This is a genomic window from Prochlorococcus sp. RS04 (genome assembly GCF_001989455.1).
In the GTDB taxonomy this organism is placed as follows: domain Bacteria; phylum Cyanobacteriota; class Cyanobacteriia; order PCC-6307; family Cyanobiaceae; genus Prochlorococcus_A.
In genome coordinates, this window is sequence record NZ_CP018346.1 from 999,237 (window position 1) to 1,017,353 (window position 18,117).

32 protein-coding genes are annotated in these 18,117 nt (G+C 35.4%); 31 read left to right on the forward strand and 1 reads right to left on the reverse strand.

Annotated elements, in window-relative coordinates; all coding sequences use genetic code 11:
• Positions 1–201: 201 nt before the first annotated feature.
• The 30 genes from rplC to prfA all read left to right on the forward strand — a co-directional run bounded on the left by rplC (position 202) and on the right by prfA (position 16,320).
• Entirely contained in the window at positions 202–855 is a 654-nt protein-coding gene (gene rplC / locus BS621_RS05545) for a 50S ribosomal protein L3 (protein WP_025923608.1), read from the forward strand.
• Positions 852–1,484 carry a 50S ribosomal protein L4 gene (gene rplD / locus BS621_RS05550; RefSeq protein ID WP_077142118.1) on the forward strand — a complete coding sequence of 211 codons (633 nt, stop codon included), beginning with the start codon at positions 852–854 and terminating at the stop codon, positions 1,482–1,484. The genes rplC and rplD overlap by 4 nt, the downstream gene beginning before the upstream one ends.
• Positions 1,481–1,783, forward strand: coding sequence for a 50S ribosomal protein L23 (locus tag BS621_RS05555; RefSeq protein WP_011377190.1), 303 nt, complete (start codon positions 1,481–1,483; stop codon positions 1,781–1,783). Before rplD ends, BS621_RS05555 begins: the two co-directional genes overlap by 4 nt.
• Before the next feature lie 12 nt (positions 1,784–1,795).
• Complete coding sequence (rplB, locus tag BS621_RS05560) at positions 1,796–2,659, forward strand: 50S ribosomal protein L2 (RefSeq protein WP_002807290.1); 864 nt, start codon at positions 1,796–1,798, stop codon at positions 2,657–2,659.
• A gap of 37 nt (positions 2,660–2,696) precedes the next feature.
• Complete coding sequence (gene rpsS, locus BS621_RS05565; protein ID WP_011819167.1) at positions 2,697–2,975, forward strand: 30S ribosomal protein S19; 279 nt, start codon at positions 2,697–2,699, stop codon at positions 2,973–2,975.
• Positions 2,972–3,358, forward strand: coding sequence for a 50S ribosomal protein L22 (rplV, locus tag BS621_RS05570; RefSeq protein WP_077142119.1), 387 nt, complete (start codon positions 2,972–2,974; stop codon positions 3,356–3,358). The genes rpsS and rplV overlap by 4 nt, the downstream gene beginning before the upstream one ends.
• A complete protein-coding gene (rpsC, locus tag BS621_RS05575; RefSeq protein ID WP_025937652.1) occupies positions 3,358–4,089 on the forward strand; it encodes a 30S ribosomal protein S3 in 732 nt (243 codons plus the stop codon). Before rplV ends, rpsC begins: the two co-directional genes overlap by 1 nt.
• 11 nt (positions 4,090–4,100) lie before the next feature.
• Positions 4,101–4,583: a 50S ribosomal protein L16 gene (gene rplP, locus BS621_RS05580; protein WP_025934038.1), complete on the forward strand. Its 483-nt coding sequence runs from the start codon at positions 4,101–4,103 to the stop codon at positions 4,581–4,583.
• Entirely contained in the window at positions 4,580–4,798 is a 219-nt protein-coding gene (rpmC, locus tag BS621_RS05585) for a 50S ribosomal protein L29 (protein ID WP_025934037.1), read from the forward strand. Before rplP ends, rpmC begins: the two co-directional genes overlap by 4 nt.
• A gap of 9 nt (positions 4,799–4,807) precedes the next feature.
• On the forward strand, positions 4,808–5,074 hold the full coding sequence (rpsQ, locus tag BS621_RS05590; RefSeq protein ID WP_025923604.1) for a 30S ribosomal protein S17: 267 nt from the start codon (positions 4,808–4,810) through the stop codon (positions 5,072–5,074).
• Complete coding sequence (gene rplN, locus BS621_RS05595; RefSeq protein ID WP_002807235.1) at positions 5,071–5,436, forward strand: 50S ribosomal protein L14; 366 nt, start codon at positions 5,071–5,073, stop codon at positions 5,434–5,436. Before rpsQ ends, rplN begins: the two co-directional genes overlap by 4 nt.
• Positions 5,437–5,793, forward strand: a complete 357-nt coding sequence (gene rplX / locus BS621_RS05600; protein WP_011819161.1) for a 50S ribosomal protein L24 — start codon at positions 5,437–5,439, stop codon at positions 5,791–5,793. It begins immediately after the preceding gene.
• A 74-nt stretch (positions 5,794–5,867) separates the two neighbouring features.
• Positions 5,868–6,407 carry a 50S ribosomal protein L5 gene (rplE, locus tag BS621_RS05605; protein ID WP_011819160.1) on the forward strand — a complete coding sequence of 180 codons (540 nt, stop codon included), beginning with the start codon at positions 5,868–5,870 and terminating at the stop codon, positions 6,405–6,407.
• A 9-nt stretch (positions 6,408–6,416) separates the two neighbouring features.
• Positions 6,417–6,818, forward strand: a complete 402-nt coding sequence (gene rpsH / locus BS621_RS05610) for a 30S ribosomal protein S8 (RefSeq protein ID WP_011819159.1) — start codon at positions 6,417–6,419, stop codon at positions 6,816–6,818.
• Between the two features lie 12 nt (positions 6,819–6,830).
• Entirely contained in the window at positions 6,831–7,370 is a 540-nt protein-coding gene (rplF, locus tag BS621_RS05615) for a 50S ribosomal protein L6 (RefSeq protein WP_011819158.1), read from the forward strand.
• A gap of 14 nt (positions 7,371–7,384) precedes the next feature.
• Positions 7,385–7,753: a 50S ribosomal protein L18 gene (rplR, locus tag BS621_RS05620; protein ID WP_025934034.1), complete on the forward strand. Its 369-nt coding sequence runs from the start codon at positions 7,385–7,387 to the stop codon at positions 7,751–7,753.
• A gap of 16 nt (positions 7,754–7,769) precedes the next feature.
• Positions 7,770–8,390: a 30S ribosomal protein S5 gene (gene rpsE, locus BS621_RS05625; protein WP_025934033.1), complete on the forward strand. Its 621-nt coding sequence runs from the start codon at positions 7,770–7,772 to the stop codon at positions 8,388–8,390.
• A 4-nt stretch (positions 8,391–8,394) separates the two neighbouring features.
• Entirely contained in the window at positions 8,395–8,850 is a 456-nt protein-coding gene (gene rplO, locus BS621_RS05630; RefSeq protein WP_077142120.1) for a 50S ribosomal protein L15, read from the forward strand.
• A 32-nt stretch (positions 8,851–8,882) separates the two neighbouring features.
• Entirely contained in the window at positions 8,883–10,202 is a 1,320-nt protein-coding gene (gene secY / locus BS621_RS05635; protein WP_025934031.1) for a preprotein translocase subunit SecY, read from the forward strand.
• Positions 10,202–10,750: an adenylate kinase gene (locus tag BS621_RS05640; protein WP_077142121.1), complete on the forward strand. Its 549-nt coding sequence runs from the start codon at positions 10,202–10,204 to the stop codon at positions 10,748–10,750. The genes secY and BS621_RS05640 overlap by 1 nt, the downstream gene beginning before the upstream one ends.
• 45 nt (positions 10,751–10,795) lie before the next feature.
• Positions 10,796–10,912 (forward strand): 50S ribosomal protein L36, encoded by a 117-nt coding sequence (rpmJ, locus tag BS621_RS05645; protein ID WP_011377173.1) that lies wholly within the window; start codon positions 10,796–10,798, stop codon positions 10,910–10,912.
• A 41-nt stretch (positions 10,913–10,953) separates the two neighbouring features.
• Positions 10,954–11,319 (forward strand): 30S ribosomal protein S13, encoded by a 366-nt coding sequence (rpsM, locus tag BS621_RS05650; protein WP_025934029.1) that lies wholly within the window; start codon positions 10,954–10,956, stop codon positions 11,317–11,319.
• A gap of 44 nt (positions 11,320–11,363) precedes the next feature.
• Positions 11,364–11,756: a 30S ribosomal protein S11 gene (gene rpsK / locus BS621_RS05655; RefSeq protein ID WP_002805825.1), complete on the forward strand. Its 393-nt coding sequence runs from the start codon at positions 11,364–11,366 to the stop codon at positions 11,754–11,756.
• Positions 11,757–11,809: 53 nt separating this feature from the next.
• Positions 11,810–12,748: a DNA-directed RNA polymerase subunit alpha gene (locus BS621_RS05660; RefSeq protein ID WP_077142122.1), complete on the forward strand. Its 939-nt coding sequence runs from the start codon at positions 11,810–11,812 to the stop codon at positions 12,746–12,748.
• Between the two features lie 14 nt (positions 12,749–12,762).
• Positions 12,763–13,113: a 50S ribosomal protein L17 gene (rplQ, locus tag BS621_RS05665; RefSeq protein WP_025895051.1), complete on the forward strand. Its 351-nt coding sequence runs from the start codon at positions 12,763–12,765 to the stop codon at positions 13,111–13,113.
• 38 nt (positions 13,114–13,151) lie between these two features.
• Positions 13,152–13,958 (forward strand): tRNA pseudouridine(38-40) synthase TruA, encoded by an 807-nt coding sequence (gene truA / locus BS621_RS05670; RefSeq protein WP_077142123.1) that lies wholly within the window; start codon positions 13,152–13,154, stop codon positions 13,956–13,958.
• Between the two features lie 114 nt (positions 13,959–14,072).
• Complete coding sequence (gene rplM / locus BS621_RS05675) at positions 14,073–14,504, forward strand: 50S ribosomal protein L13 (RefSeq protein ID WP_077142124.1); 432 nt, start codon at positions 14,073–14,075, stop codon at positions 14,502–14,504.
• Positions 14,505–14,513: 9 nt separating this feature from the next.
• Complete coding sequence (gene rpsI / locus BS621_RS05680) at positions 14,514–14,924, forward strand: 30S ribosomal protein S9 (protein WP_011819147.1); 411 nt, start codon at positions 14,514–14,516, stop codon at positions 14,922–14,924.
• Positions 14,925–14,937: 13 nt separating this feature from the next.
• On the forward strand, positions 14,938–15,198 hold the full coding sequence (gene rpmE, locus BS621_RS05685) for a 50S ribosomal protein L31 (RefSeq protein WP_077142125.1): 261 nt from the start codon (positions 14,938–14,940) through the stop codon (positions 15,196–15,198).
• Between the two features lie 27 nt (positions 15,199–15,225).
• On the forward strand, positions 15,226–16,320 hold the full coding sequence (prfA, locus tag BS621_RS05690) for a peptide chain release factor 1 (protein WP_025972581.1): 1,095 nt from the start codon (positions 15,226–15,228) through the stop codon (positions 16,318–16,320).
• Between the two features lie 10 nt (positions 16,321–16,330).
• Here the strand turns inward: prfA and BS621_RS05695 are convergent, their stop codons facing one another.
• The gene (locus BS621_RS05695) at positions 16,331–16,888 is read right to left on the reverse strand and encodes an HNH endonuclease (RefSeq protein WP_032520888.1); all 558 of its coding nucleotides are present in this window, start codon (positions 16,886–16,888) and stop codon (positions 16,331–16,333) included.
• Positions 16,889–16,905: 17 nt separating this feature from the next.
• On the opposite strand from BS621_RS05695, the gene alr reads away from it, so the two are divergent.
• Positions 16,906–18,105 (forward strand): alanine racemase, encoded by a 1,200-nt coding sequence (alr, locus tag BS621_RS05700; RefSeq protein WP_077142126.1) that lies wholly within the window; start codon positions 16,906–16,908, stop codon positions 18,103–18,105.
• The last annotated feature ends 12 nt before the right edge of the window (positions 18,106–18,117 follow it).

Below are 18,117 nucleotides of genomic sequence, written 5' to 3' on the forward strand. Positions count from 1 at the left end.
CTCGCAAGCTAGCCAAGCCTCTGAAAATTTCACATTTTTTAGCGTTTCGTTAAAAAACTCAGGTGGGTTTATCCCGAGAGAAACTATCTATTATTTCAGATAAGTCTCAACCTTACTAATTGTTTTTTTATTAACTTCACCTTAATAACTGAAGGGTTTAGATAATTGAAAAATTATTACGAGCTAGCCTAATTTAGTCTTATGTCTATCGGAATTTTAGGAAAGAAATTGGGCATGTCCCAACTTTTCGATGATAAAGGTAATTCGGTACCAGTTACTCTTATAGAGGCAGGTCCGTGCCGCGTCACTCAATTGAAAACAACTGCTTTGGATGGTTATACCGCCGTTCAGATAGGTTATGGCTTGTCCAAAGAGAAGCATTTAAGCAAACCTGAAAAAGGACACTTATTGAAATCAGGTGAAGAACTTTTAAAGCATTTGAAAGAATATAGGGTTGAAGAAACTTCATCTTATGAAATCGGAAAACAAATAACTGTAAAAAACTTTGAGGTTGGTCAAAAAGTTGATATCAGTGGCAAATCTATGGGTAGAGGTTTTGCAGGTTACCAGAAAAGACATGGTTTTAGCAGAGGTCCTATGAGTCATGGTTCAAAAAATCATAGAGCACCAGGATCTACAGGAGCAGGAACAACTCCGGGTAGAATTTATCCAGGGAAAAGAATGGCAGGAAGATATGGAGGAAAACAGATAACTACCAAAGGATTGTTAGTTCTAAAAATTGATGATCAAAAGAATTTACTTGTAGTAAAGGGTTCTGTTCCAGGTAAGCCCGGCTCAATTGTCAACATTAAGCCAAATAATGTTGTAGGCAAAAAAGGAGGTGAAAAATCATGACAACACTTGAAACTTTAAAGTGGGATGGTAAAAAATCAGGCAAAGTTACTCTTGATTTAGCAGTTGCTAAAGAAACTTCTTCCGCAGACTTAATCCATAGAGCAGTCCTTAGACAGCTAGCAAATAAAAGACAAGGGACAGCATCAACTTTGACAAGATCAGAAGTGCGCGGGGGCGGCAGAAAGCCATACAAACAGAAAGGTACAGGAAGAGCTCGTCAAGGATCAATAAGGACACCCTTAAGACCAGGTGGCGGAATTATTTTTGGACCGAAGCCACGTTCTTACAATCTTGATATGAATCGTAAGGAACGTAGATTAGCTCTTAGAACAGCTCTTATGTCCAGAGTATCTGATATGAAGGCTGTTGAAGATTTTGGATCTACTTTAAAGCAGCCTAAAACAAGTGATATCATCAATGGCCTTACTCGATTAGGTATACAAAAAACTGAAAAAGTTTTGGTTATTCTTGATAGCCCTTCCGATATTATAAAAAAATCTATTAATAATATTGAGAAAGTAAAATTAATCGCCGCCGATCAATTAAATGTATTTGATATTCTCAATGCCAATAAATTGGTAATAGGTCAAACAGCGATAGATAAAATTCAGGAGGTTTATGCATCATGAGCAAATTATTCGATTCTCGTTTAGCCGATGTAATACGAAAGCCAGTTATTACTGAAAAAGCTACAAATGCACTAGATCTTAACCAATATACTTTCGAAGTAGATCATAGAGCGGCTAAACCACAAATAAAGGCAGCTATTGAAGCCTTGTTCAGTGTTAAAGTCATAGGTGTTAATACTATGAATCCTCCCAGGAGAACAAGAAGAGTCGGGAAATTTTCCGGTAAACGTTCTCAGGTCAAGAAGGCAATTGTACGTCTTGCTGAAGGAGACAAAATCCAACTATTTCCAGAATCTTAAGGAGTTTTAATCATGGCAATACGTAAATTTAAACCTTATACACCTGGCACTAGGCAGAGAGTAGTTACTGACTTTAGTGAAATCACAAGTGCAAAACCTGAAAGATCTCTAATAGTTTCAAAACATCGAGTTAAAGGCAGGAATAATCGTGGAGTTATCACTTGTCGTCATCGTGGAGGTGGTCACAAAAGGCAATATAGATTGGTCGACTTTAGAAGAGATAAAAGAAATATCAACGCTAAAGTTGCAGCTATACACTACGATCCTCATAGAAATGCAAGGTTGGCACTTTTATTTTACGAAGATGGAGAGAAAAGATATATTATCGCTCCAGCAGGAGTAAAAGTCGGACAAAATGTCATTTCTGGAGAAAGTGTTCCAATTGAAGATGGAAATGCCATGCCGCTTTCTGTTATGCCATTAGGATCTAGTGTTCATTGTGTTGAGTTATACGCAGGTAGGGGTGCTCAAATGGTTAGATCCGCAGGAGCTAGTGCTCAAGTTATGGCAAAAGAGGGAGATTATGTTGCTTTAAAACTCCCATCTACTGAGGTAAGACTTGTAAGAAAAGAATGCTACGCAACTCTTGGTGAAGTAGGTAATTCTGAAATAAGAAATACTAGCTTAGGTAAAGCAGGAAGAAGAAGATGGCTTGGAAGAAGGCCTCAAGTAAGAGGTAGTGTAATGAACCCATGTGATCATCCACATGGAGGAGGAGAGGGAAAAGCACCAATTGGTAGAGCAGGTCCAGTTACTCCATGGGGTAAGCCAGCTCTTGGACTAAAGACACGTAAAAAGAACAAACCAAGTAATAAATTAGTTGTTCGAAGACGTCGTCGCGTTTCTAAGAGGAGTAGAGGAGGAAGAGACTCTTGATCACTTCATTTATTATTTCAATTTCTATTACATAATCATGGGACGTTCACTAAAAAAAGGACCTTTTATAGCAGATAGCCTGCTCAAGAAGGTAGAAAAACAAAATACCGATAATGACAAGTCTGTTATTAAAACTTGGTCAAGATCCTCTACGATTTTACCTTTAATGATCGGTCACACAATCGCTGTACATAATGGCAAGACTCACATTCCAGTATTTATTACTGAACAAATGATTGGTCATAAACTAGGTGAATTTGCTCCTACACGCACTTACCGAGGTCATATAAGAGATAAGAAAGGAGCAAAATCATGACAAAAACACCTGAAACACCAAAAACAGCTATTGCTCATGGGAATTATGTTCGCGGATCAGCCTCTAAAGTGAGAAGAGTTTTGGATCAGATAAGGGGTAGATCTTATAGAGATGCATTGATTATGTTGGAATTTATGCCTTACAGATCTACAGACCCCATTACTAAAGTTCTAAGATCTGCTGTTGCTAATGCAGAACATAACCTTGGAATGGATCCATCTACCCTAGTTATTTCCTCTGCATGGGCTAATAGTGGTCCAGTAATGAAAAGGTATAGACCCAGAGCTCAAGGTCGAGCTTTTTCAATTAAAAAACAGACTTGCCACATCAGTATTTCTGTTGAGTCTGCTCCTACTCAAACTAATGCGGAGGTACAAAACTAATGGGACATAAAATACATCCTTCTGGACTAAGATTAGGAATTACACAAGAGCATCGCTCTAAGTGGTTTGCTACTTCTAAAACATATCCAATTCTTCTCCAAGAAGATTTTAAAATTCGTACCTTCATACAAAAAAAATATGGAGCAGCAGGAATTAGCGATGTCTTAATAGCAAGAAAAGCTGACCAACTGGAACTTGAATTAAAAACCGCAAGACCAGGAGTTATAGTTGGAAGACAAGGAAGTGGTATTGAAGAATTAAGATCTGGCATTCAAAAAACTATAGGTGATAGAACAAGGCAAGTCAGAATAAACGTTGTTGAAGTTGAACGCGTAGACGCTGATGCTTTTTTACTTGCTGAATATATTGCTCAACAACTAGAAAAAAGAGTCGCCTTCAGAAGAACTATTAGGATGGCCTTACAAAGAGCTCAAAGGGCTGGAGTTCTAGGTCTTAAAATTCAAGTAGGGGGTAGGTTGAATGGTGCTGAAATAGCTAGAACTGAATGGACTAGAGAAGGTAGAGTACCTTTACATACTTTGAGAGCTGAAATTGACTACGCAACACGTGAAGCTAATACAACTTACGGTGTTCTAGGTATTAAAGTTTGGGTTTTCAAAGGTGAAGTTCTTCCCAAAGAAGAACAAACTATCCCTGTGGGTGGGAGCCCTAAGAGGAAAGCTAGTAGAAGACCTCAGCAATTTGAGGATCGTTCAAATGAGAATTCATAGGAGGTATAAAAATGCTTAGTCCAAAACGTACTAAATTCCGTAAACAACATAGAGGCAGAATGAGGGGTGTAGCCTCAAAAGGTAATACTATTGCATTCGGTCAATTTGCTCTCCAAGCTCAAGATTGTGGCTGGGTAACTGCACGTCAGATTGAAGCAAGCAGAAGAGCTATGACTAGATATATCAAACGTGGCGGTCAAATCTGGATAAGAATATTTCCTGATAAACCCGTAACCATGAGACCTGCCGAAACCAGAATGGGTTCTGGTAAAGGTAATCCAGAGTTTTGGGTCGCAGTTGTAAAACCTGGAAGAATCCTTTTTGAAATGGGTGGTGAGGATATCACTGAGGAAACTGCAAAGGAAGCTATGCGTCTGGCTCAATACAAACTTCCTGTAAAAACTAAATTTATCTCAATTGATAAAAATCTAGAAAATTCCTCCCAAGAAAATACAAAAAATACTAAAAAATCTCAAGAGGAGGTTAAACAATGAAAAACTCAGAGTCACTTAAAGAATTTAAAAAATTAAATTCTGAAAAAATTACTGAAAAGATTGACCAATTACGAAAAGATCTTTTTGATTTGAGATTCAAGCAAGCAACAAGACAGCTCAATGAAACTCATAAATTTAAAATTATCAAGAAACAAGTTGCGCAATTACTCACTCTCAGTAAGAGTCAATCTGCTTCTAAAACAACTTCTGATTAATTATTAGTTATGGCACTTAAAGAAAGAATTGGTACTGTTGTCAGCGACAAAATGGATAAAACAGTTGTTGTTGCTGTTATTAACAGATATCCACATCCCACTTATAAAAAAATTGTAAGTAGAACTACTCGATATAAGGCGCATGATCCAGAAAATACATGCGTTTTAGGTGATCGAGTTAAAATTAGAGAAACTAGACCACTTAGTGCTCAAAAAAGATGGGCAATAGAAGAGATTCTCAATAAAACAAGTCAGGCTAAGGAGGTTAAAAAATGATTCAACAAGAAACTTATTTAACAGTTGCCGATAATAGCGGAGCAAAAAGACTCCAATGCATTAGGGTTTTAGGTTCTAATAGAAGGTATGCACATGTCGGGGATGTAATCGTAGCAACTGTAAAAGATGCTCTTCCTAACATGGGAGTTAAGAAATCTGAAGTTGTTAAAGCTGTTATCGTCAGAACTAAAGCAACATTAAGAAGAAATACTGGTAATTCAATCAGATTTGATGACAATGCGGCAGTATTGATTAATGAAGATAAGAATCCAAAAGGTACTAGAGTCTTTGGTCCTGTAGCTAGAGAACTGCGGGATAAAAATTATACAAAGATTGTTTCTCTTGCTCCGGAGGTGATTTAAATGTTGGATTCATTAAAGCAAAAGAAAAATTTCCAGAGAATAAAAATGAGAATCAAAACTGGAGATTTAGTAAAAGTAATTAATGGCAAGGATAAAGGAAAAACTGGTGAAGTTTTAAAAACTATCCCTCTTGAAAATAGAGTAGTTGTAAAGGGAATTAACCTTAGGACAAAACATGTAAAACCAACTCAGGAAGGGGAAACTGGAAGAATTCTTACAGAAGAAGCATCTTTACATGCATCAAATGTAATGTTTTTTTCAAAGGATAAAAATCTTACAAGTAAGATTGAATACTTTATTGATAAAGAGGGGGTTAAGAAAAGAAGATTGAAGAAAACTGGTGAAGTAATTGATTAATTTTTCATCAGAAACCAGATTTCAACTTTTTCTAATTTATCAATTCTGACAAAGACCAGAATTAACAAAAAATTATGACTCTAAAAAATCGCTACAAAGAATCAATAAGACCAAAACTTTTAAAGGACCTTGGTCTTAAAAATATTCATCAAGTACCTAAAGTTGTCAAAGTCAACGTTAACAGAGGTCTTGGTGAAGCAGCTTCGAATTCGAAAGCTCTTGAAGCCTCTTTAAATGAAATGGCAACAATTACAGGACAAAAGGCTTTAGTAACTAGGGCCAAAAAAGCTATCGCGGGTTTTAAAATTCGTGAAGGTATGCCAATTGGTTGTACTGTAACTTTGAGAGGAGACAGGATGTATTCTTTTTTGGAGAGATTTATAAATCTAGCTTTACCAAGAATAAGAGACTTTAGAGGAGTTAATCCAAAAAGTTTTGATGGGAGAGGTAATTACACCGTTGGCGTGAAAGAGCAATTGATTTTTCCTGAAATCTCTTTTGATAAAATAGATTCAATAAGAGGTATGGATATAACTATTGTCACTAGTGCAAAATCAGATCAAGAAGGTAAAGCTCTTTTGCAGGAGTTAGGAATGCCTTTTAGTAAGAATTAATTTAAAACTATGTCAAATCACGATCCTATTTCCGATATGCTTACTCGAATTAGAAATGCGAGTCAAAAAAAGCATACAACCACAACAATCCCAGGTTCAAAAATGTCCTTAAGTATCGCCAAAGTACTCCAGAAAGAGGGTTTCATTTCTGATATTAATGAGGAAGGTGAAGGTTATAAATCACAAATAATACTTGGCCTTAAATATAGTGGAAAAAACAAATTTCCTACTATTCGATCTATGCAAAGAGTTAGTAAACCTGGTTTGAGAATTTATAAAAATACTAGAGGTTTACCAAAAGTTCTTGGAGGTCTTGGAGTTGCCATAATATCAACTTCTAAAGGCGTTATGAGTGATCGCGATGCTAGAAAGCAAGGCATTGGCGGCGAAGTCCTCTGCTATGTTTATTAAGGAGAATTAATCATGTCAAGAATCGGAAAAACACCAGTACTTATTCCAGAGAAAGTTACAGTTGATTTTGATGGATTAACAGTTACAGTTAAGGGCCCAAAGGGTGAGTTAAAACGTCTCATGCCTGAGGGAGTTAGTTTTGATAAGAAAGATAATACTGTTGTCGTAAGTCCTACCACAACCAAAATACATTCAAGGCAGAGACATGGTTTATGTAGAGCTTTAATTGCAAATATGGTTGAAGGGGTTACTCAAGGCTTTTCAAAAAAACTAGAAATTGTAGGCGTTGGATCAAGAGCACAAGTAAAAGGTAAAAATCTAGTTGTAAGTGCAGGATATAGTCATCCTGTAGAAATGATCCCCCCTGATGGTATAACATACAAAGTTGAGAGTAATACAAACGTTACCGTATCTGGAATTGATAAGGAAATTGTTGGCAATGAAGCAGCAAAAATCAGATCAATTAGACCTCCAGAGCCATATAAAGGTAAAGGAATTAAATATCATGATGAGAGAATTCTCAGAAAAGCTGGTAAATCTGGCAAAAAATAATTCCAATTAAAAAAATGACCAAACTTTCCAGGAAATTACAAACCCAAAAAAGACATAGAAGATTAAGGAGAATCTTAATTGGAGACGCAACTCGTCCAAGATTGTCTGTTTTTCGCTCTAATAACCATATTTATGCTCAGGTTATAGATGATAGCGCTCAAACAACTATTTGCTCAGCTTCAACTGTTGATAAAGAACTAAGAGAAAAATCCGAGAAATTACCTTCTGATTGTAATTCCTCTTCTATTGTTGGAAAATTATTAGCAAAAAGAGCGATAAAAAAAGGTATTAAGCAAGTAATTTTTGACCGTGGAGGTAATTTATATCACGGCAGAGTAAAGGCACTTGCAGATGCTGCTCGAGAAGCCGGCCTAGAATTCTAACTTTTAATTTTTTACTATGACTGACACTCCAACAAAACAAGAAATTCAATCCAAGAACGATAATGTTCCTGCAGCTACGCCCGTAGAACAAAAAAAGAATAATCGTAATGATCGAAAAAGAAATAGAAGAGGTGATTCAAAAAATCTAGAGAGAGATTCTGATTGGCAAGAAAGAGTTGTTCAAATTCGACGCGTTTCTAAGACTGTTAAGGGTGGAAAAAAAATGAGTTTTAGAGCAATTGTTGTAGTAGGTAATGAAAAAGGTCAAGTTGGAGTTGGAGTTGGCAAAGCAGGGGATGTTATTGGTGCGGTTAGAAAGGGAGTTTCAGATGGTAAAAAGAATCTTGTAAGGGTTCCCTTAACCCCAAATAATTCAATACCGACTTTATCTTTAGGTCGAGATGGTGCGGCTAATGTTCTAATCAGACCAGCTGCCCCAGGTACAGGAGTAATTGCTGGTGGTTCAATAAGAACAGTTCTAGAATTAGCTGGCATAAAAAATGTTTTAGCAAAAAGATTGGGTAGTAAAACACCTTTGAATAATGCTAGAGCTGCTATGGTAGCTCTCTCTCAATTAAGAACACACAAATCTGCCTCTAGGGAGAGAGGCATCTCACTTGAACAGCTCTATTCTTAAAATTATGACTTCAACATTAAATTCACTTAAATCAAACTCTGGCTCGAGAAAGAAAAAATTAAGAAAGGGTAGAGGAATTGCAGCAGGTCAGGGTGCATCATGTGGTTTTGGAATGAGAGGACAAAAGTCACGTTCTGGAAGACCTACACGTCCAGGTTTTGAAGGTGGCCAAATGCCCTTATATAGAAGAGTTCCCAAATTAAAGCACTTTGAAATAATTAATCAAAAGAACTTTTCCATAATAAATTTAGAAAAATTAAATGATTTCAAAGATAACGATACAGTTAACCTTGACTCTCTAGTTAAGAAAGGATTGATCTTCAAGCCTAAATTTCCTTTAAAAATCCTTGGTAATGGAAAAATTAATGTAAAGCTAAAAGTCCAAGCTCATGCATTTACAAAAGTTGCAAAACAAAAAATTGAGGACGCAGGTGGATCCTGCGAGCTTATAAATAATTAATAAATTTACTAAAAATTTAGGTAAACCTTAAAATGTTTGTCAACAAAAGTAGAAATCCTAGCGCTTCTGAAATACTTTCCCAATTATTTTTAAATAAAGAGTTAAGGAGTAGAGTTTTAACTACTTTAGGTCTGCTCCTTTTAGTAAGACTTGGTATATATATCCCTATGCCTGGTATTGATAGGGTCGCTTTTAAAAGTTTTATAGATCAAGGGGGGCAATTAATAGGTTTTTTAGATATTTTTACTGGAGGAGGAATTTCAACCTTAGGAATATTCGCATTAGGCATACTTCCCTTTATTAACGCATCAATTATTATTCAGCTTCTCACAGCTTCATTGCCTGTGCTTGAAGATCTACAAAAAAATGAAGGAGAAGCGGGGAGAAGAAAAATTGCTCAAATAACTAGATATGTTTCATTAGGATGGGGTTTTTTGCAAAGTATAATTTTTTCCTTAATTCTTAGACAATATGCTATTGAGGGGATAAGTGAAACTACATTTGTCTTGCAAACCTCCATTGCCTTAGTTACTGGCTCAATGTTAGTAATGTGGTTTAGTGAAATTATTACGGAAAAAGGGATAGGTCAAGGTGCTTCACTGGTAATTTTTTTGAATATTGTTTCGACTTTACCTAAGGCTCTAAGTTCAACCATTGAAAAAGCTCAAACCGGCGATAGAGGAGATGTTTTAGGTATAGCAGTTTTACTTGGAGTATTTTTACTGACAATTGTTGGGATCATTTTTGTCCAAGAGGGAGCAAGACGCATTCCTATTGTTAGTGCAAAAAGGCAGATAGGAAGTTCAACACTACTTCCTACAAGGCAAAGTTATTTACCTTTGAAATTAAATGCAGGAGGAGTCATGCCCATAATATTCGCATCTGCTTTAATCTTTTTACCTATAACTATTGCAAATGTTACGGGTAATCCAGTCTTAATAAAGTTAGCCAGTAGTTTAAATCCTGGATCTTCTAATCCATGGCCATATGCTCTTACATTCTTCTCCTTGATTTTGGGGTTCTCCTATTTTTATGCATCTCTTACTATCAATCCAGTTGATGTAGCTTCAAATTTAAAGAAAGGAGGAGTAGCGATTCCAGGAGTTAGACCTGGAACAAATACAGCCAACTACCTATCAGGTATACAAAATAGGTTGACTTTATTGGGAGGATTATTTCTGGGTTCAGTAGCTATAATCCCAGCTGCAGTAGAAAGAGCTACTAATGTGCAGACCTTTCAAGGTTTAGGAGCAACTTCATTGCTTATTCTTGTGGGTGTTGCTATTGATACTGCTAAGCAAATTCAAACTTATGTTATTTCACAAAGGTATGAGGGACTAATTAACAATTAATGAAGAAACATATACTATTTTTAGGTGCTCCTGGAGCAGGGAAAGGGACTCAAGCGGAATTGCTTAGTCAAACTAATTCTTATTTACACCTTTCTACTGGTGAATTATTAAGAAAAGAAATCGAAATGAATAGTGCCCTTGGTATTCAGGTAAAGGATATTATGAATCGAGGGGAACTTGTTAGTGATGAACTCGTATTAAAGATAGTAAGACAAAATTTACTCAAGGATAACAAAGGTTGGATTCTAGATGGTTACCCAAGAAATTTATCTCAAGCAAATTCATTGAATGAAGTCTTAAATGAAATAAATCAACCTTTGGAATTAGTTTTTTATTTAGATATCCCTGAAGAAGTACTAATTAAGCGTTTGCTTTTGAGAGGTAGAAAAGATGATACGGAAGAGACAATTAAAACAAGAGTTGACATTTATAAAAAAACTACAGAACCATTGATTCGATATTTTAAAGATCTCTCATTGTTAGAATATATTGATGCTGATAGAGATTTAAAAACCATTTCCTCTGATATCAAACTAAAAATGGCTTGATGATGATGTAGAATATAGTATTAACGTTTTATTTGTTAAACCCCTATGAAGGTCAGATCTTCAGTCAAAAAAATTAGCCCTGACGATCAGATCGTGAGGAGAAGAGGTAAAATCTATGTTATTAACAAGAAAAGACCTCGCAATAAACAGCGTCAGGGTTAAATTTTAACCCTTAAATTCAAACTTTTACTTATTCAAAAAACGTGGCCAGGATTGCAGGAATTGACATACCTCGCGAAAAGCGAGTTGAAATTGCACTTACATACGTCTATGGAATTGGTTTAACGAGATCGAAGCTAATTCTTGCTAATACGGGTGTAAACCCAGATACTCGTGTCAAAGACCTTTCAGATTCTGATGTGCAAAAACTAAGAGGTGCCACAGAAGATTTCACTTTAGAAGGGGATTTGAGAAGAAAAGAGGGAATGGCTTTAAAACGTCTACAAGATATAGGGTGTGTAAGAGGAAGAAGACATAGAATGAGTCTTCCAGTAAGGGGTCAAAGAACTAGAACCAATGCAAGAACAAGACGGGGTTCTAGGAAAACAGTTGCTGGAAGAAAAAAATAAATAACTAAATCTATTTACAAATTGAAGTATTAACTTAAAACATCATGGCAGCTACAGTAAAAAAAACAGGTTCAAAGAAATCTAAACGTAATGTACCTAATGGTGTGGTACACATCCAAAGCACATTTAATAATACTATCGTCTCAATTACTGATACCTCTGGTCATGTAATTTCTTGGTCTTCTGCTGGCGCAAGTGGATTTAAAGGAGCTAGGAAAGGTACCCCATTTGCTGCGCAAACAGCTGCCGAAGCTGCAGCTAGAAGAGCACTCGATCAAGGTATGAGACAAATAGAAGTACTAGTTAGAGGGCCTGGCGCAGGTAGGGAAACGGCCATAAGAGCTTTACAAGTGGCCGGATTAGAAATAACTCTAATAAGAGATGTCACTCCATTACCTCATAATGGATGTAGAAGACCTAAACGAAGACGCGTTTAGGTCTTAACCATTCTCAACCCCCCCCCAAAAAACTCTTAACCTCATTATTTTCCGTGTTGCAATACCAGATTGACAGAATCGACCATCAAATAGCAGATGATCGCTCCCAAACAGGAACTTTTTTAATTGGCCCACTAGAAAGGGGACAAGCTACAACTTTGGGTAATTCCCTTAGAAGAGTCCTTATGGGAGGACTTGAAGGGAGTGCAGTTACTGCAGTAAGAATAGCAGGAATTAATCATGAATATGCCACTATTCCTGGAGTTAGAGAAGACGTTTTAGATATTCTTCTTAATTGCAAGCAACTATCAATAAATAGTTCAAATCCAGAGCTAGAAATCGGCAGGTTAGTAGCGAATGGTCCAATGGAGGTGAAGGCAAATGACATCCAATTCTCTTCTCAAGTTGAAATTGTTGATGGTGAAAAACCCATTGCGACTATCCAGGAGGGTCATAACTTAGAGTTGGAAATCCATGTTGAAAGAGGTGTTGGATATAGACCCGTAGACCGCAAGAGTGAAGAAACAACTGCAATTGATTTACTTCAAATAGATGCTGTATTTATGCCAGTGAAGAGAGTTAATTTTACGATTGATGAAACTGCTGTAGCAGAAGGCGGAACGGGAAGAGAAAGATTAAAAATGGAAGTCGTAACAGATGGCTCAACAAGTCCTGACGATGCTATTGCTGAAGCTGCAAATCAGTTAATAGAACTTTTTCAACCCCTTGCTACTGTCACAATGGTTGAGGAAATTCCTGAAGAACCTGAACCATCTCCTGAAGCTCAAATTCCTCTAGAGGAACTAAACTTGTCCGTTAGAGCATATAATTGTTTGAAAAGGGCGCAAGTTAACTCAGTTTCAGATTTAATGGGCTTCAGTTATGAAGATCTTCTTGAAATTAAGAACTTTGGCTCTAAATCTGCTGATGAGGTTATTGAGGCTCTTGAGCGCATCGGCATTTCTATTCCACAAAGCAGAACATCTGTTTAACAATTTTAAAGATTATGAGACACCAACTTAGAATTCCATTATTAAGTAAACCTGCTGACCAGAGGAAAGCACTTCTAAGAGGTTTAACTACTCAATTAATTAGGGAAGGTAGAGTAACTACAACAAAAGCTCGTGCTAAAGCTTTAAGAAATGAAGCTGAAAGAATGATTTCACTCGCTAAAGATGGAAGTTTGGCCTCTAGGAGAAGGGCTATTGGATATATTTATGATAAAAAGTTAGTTCATTCATTATTTGAAAAAGCAAAGGAAAGATATGGAGACAGAGATGGTGGTTATACACGCATAGTAAGAACTGTATCTAGAAAAGGTGATAACGCTCAGATGGCCATAATCGAGCTTGTTTAAGTTTGTTAATTAAAGGGGCTTTTACTAAAGAATAACTTTTGAAAAGGGTAGCTTTACTAGTCCAATATGACGGAACTCATTATTCAGGTTGGCAAAAACAAAAAAATGCAACTACTGTTCAAGAAATTTTAGACAGATCTCTTTTAAAGATTACGAATCATACAGTAAAGACTTTTGCAGCAGGTAGGACTGATGCTGGGGTTCATGCATCAGGTCAAGTAGTACACTTTGATGTTGATTGTGTTGTTCCAGGAAATAGTTATTCTGATATCTTAAATAGTCTCTTACCCTCATCAATTAGGATCTTGGAATCAGTTGAAGTAAAAGATAGTTGGCATGCATGCTATTCAGTAATGTATAGACATTATCGATATGTCATTAATAACAGTAAATTTCCAAACTTGTTCATCAATAATTGGTCATGGCATAGATATCAAAAAGTCTTAGATGAAGTTTTAATGTTAAATGCATCCAAGAAAATGATTGGAGAACATGATTTTTTTGCTTTTCAGAAAAGTGGTAGTAGTAGAACAAATTCAATTACAAAAATAAAAAATATAGATATTAAAAGAGTTGAAGATTTGATTTTTGTTGATATTAAAGCTACTGGTTTTCTATATGGAATGGTCCGCTTAATTATTGGTCAACTAGTTTTAGTTGGAGAAAACAAAATATCGCCAGAAATTTTTACAGATAGATGGGTAAACAAAAAGAAAAATGATGTTAAAGAATCTGCTCCAGCTAAGGGGTTATGTTTTGTAAATGCTGTTTATGAAGAAAATGTTTTTAAAAAGATTAATAACAATGATCTTTTCCCTGTATTTTTAATTAAGGGTTTTTCTTAAGTAAGTTTTAATTAAGAGAATTTTTTGTGTAAATCATTCAAAACTGTTGTTTAATATTCCTTCAATAATGTAGAATTTAAGACTAATTAAAATTTATTTGCAGAAATTTGGTAAATGAATAAAACAATTACTCCATCTTTAGAAACAATTGAAAGAAATTGGTTTTTAGTTGACGCAAAAGATAAGACGCTTGGTAGACTTGCTACAGAAATCGCAACTGTATTGAGAGGTAAGAATAAACCAACATTTACACCTCATCTAGATACTGGAGATTTTGTCATTGTAGTAAATGCCGAGAAAGTTGAGGTAACAGGCAAAAAAGCATCACAAAAATTGTACAGGAGACATTCTGGAAGACCAGGAGGAATGAAAATTGAAAAATTTGAGTCTTTAAAAGAAAGAATTCCTGAAAGAATAATCGAGCAAGCTGTTAAGGGCATGCTGCCTCATAATTCTTTAGGAAGACAGCAGCTTAAAAAACTAAAAGTTTATAAAGGTGCTGATCATCCTCATGCTGCTCAGAATCCTGTATTATTAAATAGTTAATTTATCAAAATGAATAGTCAAATAAAAAACAAAGCTGTGTATTGGGGAACTGGAAGAAGAAAAACTTCAGTAGCTAGAGTTCGCTTGATTCCAGGTAATGGACTTATAAAAATTAATGGTCGTTCTGGAGATGATTATTTAAACTTTAATCCCCTGCACTTAAATTCAATAAAAGCACCTTTGCAAACATTAGGCCTTGAAAATTCTTATGATATTTTGGTAAATGTCTTTGGTGGTGGATTGACTGGCCAGGCAGATGCTATAAAGCAAGGTGCAGCAAGGGCACTTTGTGAATTATCTCCTGACAATAGGAAACCGCTAAAAACTGAAGGCCATCTGAGTAGAGATCCTAGAGCTAAGGAAAGAAGAAAATATGGTCTTAAAAAAGCAAGAAAAGCTCCTCAATTCTCTAAACGTTAAAGGAATTTAAATTATGCCAAAATCAGAAATTCATCCAAAATGGTATCCAGATGCAAAAGTTATTTGTAATGGAGAAGTTGTAATGACTACTGGCTCAACCCAGCCTGAATTACATGTTGATGTTTGGAGTGGAAATCATCCCTTCTTCACCGGAACTCAAAAGATTCTTGATACAGAAGGTAGGGTTGATAGGTTTATGAAAAAATATGGAATGGGTTCAGCTAATTCAGCCACATCAAAAGATCAAAAAGAAAAAAAAGATTCTAAAAAATAGAATTTTCAAAATTAAGCATAATTTCAATTGGAATACTCAACATTAATTGCAAGGTTGAAAACTGCTTCAGAAAGTTTTGAAAATTTGGAAGTGCAACTTGCAGATCCTGATATAGCTAATGATCCAAAAAAATTAGAATCAATCGCAAGAGAAAGGTCAAAATTAGAACCTTTGGTGATTGATTTTAATAAGTTGCTTGATACTGATAAAGAAATCGAAGATTCAAAAAATCTATTAAAGGAGAATAGAAATGATAAAGAAATGGAATCTTTGATAAATGAGGAGTTAATAACTCTAGAGGAATCTAAGAATGAACTGATTCAAAAAACCACAATCGCCTTGTTGCCAAAAGACCCAAGAGATGAAAGAAGTGTAATGTTAGAAATCAGAGCCGGTGCTGGAGGTAATGAGGCTTGTATCTGGGCGGGCGATTTAGCAAGAATGTATGAAAGATATGGACAAAAAATTGGATGGTCTGTAAAACCTGTTAGTGCTTCCGAGTCAGATATGGGTGGATTTAAGGAGTTAGTTATCTCCGTTAAAGGAGATTCTGTATATAGTCAACTTAAATTTGAGGCTGGTGTACATAGAGTCCAAAGAGTTCCAGCTACTGAATCTCAAGGTAGAGTTCACACCTCTACTGCTACAGTTGCAGTTATGCCTGAGGCTGATCCTGTTGAAGTTAAAATTGATCCAACAGATCTAGAGGTTGGAACAGCAAGATCAGGAGGTGCAGGGGGACAAAATGTTAATAAGGTAGAAACAGCTATTGATCTTCTCCACAAGCCTACAGGAATAAGAGTTTTTTGTACTCAAGAGAGATCACAATTGCAAAATCGCGAACGAGCAATGGAAATTTTAAGAGCTAAATTGTATGAAATTCAATTAAAAGAAGCCAATGCAAAAGAGAGATCACAAAGGCTTTCCCAGGTTGGAACAGGCGATAGAAGTGAAAAAATCAGAACTTATAATTTTAAAGATAACAGGACAACTGATCATAGATTAGGTTCCAATTTTTCTCTTGAGCCAATTCTTGCTGGTCAATTAGAAGAAGTGATTAATGCATGCATAGCTCAAGAACAAAAAAGAATGATGGAAGATTTTAATAAAGAAGTAAATTAAGATTTTTTTATTAGATTGCAACCCCTATTACGTATTTACTCCATTCTTTATGCTTGCCAGAGTCAATTTGTCTTGTAGCTTCAAAATTTAGATTACTTAATGGACGATAAGGCCTGCGTTTTAAGGGCATATTCGCCTCTTCGGGAGTTCGATTACCTTTTTGTACATTACATCTTAGACATGCTGTAGTAACATTTTCCCAGTTATCTGTTCCACCTCGGCTTCTCGGTAAAACATGATCTATTGATAGGTCACTACCCCTATAGTTACAGTATTGGCAAGAATTATTATCTCTCAGAAGAATATTTTTTCTTGTTAAAGAAACCTCTCTAAAAGGAACTTTGACGTAGTAACGAAGTCTTATAACTGTCGGCAACTTTTTCCCACTATGAATTGAATATGTTTTATCTTCCTCTAAGCTTTCTGCTTTACCTTTAATCATCAAAATTACTGCTCTTCGCCATGAAGTGATGTTTAAAGGTTCATAAGAGGCATTTAAAACTAGAGTCTGGCCCATGCCAAAATACAATTTACATGTCATGCTAACTGTATATTTCAATAAGCGCATATATTTGTGCAAAGTTAATGCAAAATAGGCAAACAAATCAGTTACTTAAATTTGACAAATTTCCAAATTTTGAAAAAGATATAGATTTTAAACAAAGAGCATGGATTGAAGTTAAAGGTAAAGCAATAGAAACAAACGTTAGACAGTTAAGATCAAAATTAAGTAAAAATTGTCAATTTATGGCAGTCGTTAAAGCTGATGGATATGGACATGATGCGGAATTAGTATCACAGTATGCTATCAAAGGTGGAGCATCTCAATTAGGTGTTGCCACATTAAATGAAGGCATTAAGCTACGTTCTTCTGGAGTTAAAAAACCAATACTTATCCTCGGAAATCTTTATACGAAAAGGGATCTTATTATATGTTTTAAAAATGATCTTATGCCAACTATCAGTAGTATAAGAGAATGTTTAATTTGCAATAACATTGGTAAGCACTTTGGATCGAAATTTCCTTTACACCTTAAAGTTGATACCGGAATGTCAAGATTAGGATTTGAATACGATAAATTTGTTCAGCAATTTGAAAAAATAAAATCTTTTGAGAACATTTTAATAAAAGGAATATATAGTCATTTATCCTCTGCAGATGAACTCAACTCATTAGATCCAAAAAGTATTACACAATTACAAAGGATGAAGTTTCAGGAATTATTAAAGCAAATTAATGTTTATAGAAATAAAAATATCAAGATTCATTTGGCTAATTCAGCGGCAATGCTTCTTGATAAAAATTTCCATTTTCATATGGTACGTATTGGATTATCTATGTATGGATATAAACCTTTATCAAAATCAAATAAAAATTTATTGCTTAAACCAGCTCTATCTTTGAAGGTTAAAGTAGCTTTTATTAGAACTATTGATAAAGGTGTAAGTGTAAGTTACGGAGGTAAATTTGTAAGTTATAGAAAAACTAAATTAGCTGTATTAAGTATTGGTTATGCAGATGGAGTACCAAGAAATCTTTCAGGCAAGATAAACGTTATTCATAATAATAAATTTTATCCTCAAGTTGGATCTATAACTATGGATCAAATGATGATAGACATAACAGATTCGAATGAAATTAAAGTTGGCAGTACAATGGTATTACTAGGATCTGTTGGAGATAAAACAATTTCTCCTCTTGATTGGGCTAGAGAATCTAATACTATTCCTTGGGAAATTCTTTGTTCTTTTAAAAATAGATTACCGAAAGTTAGAGTTGATTAGACATTTCGATTA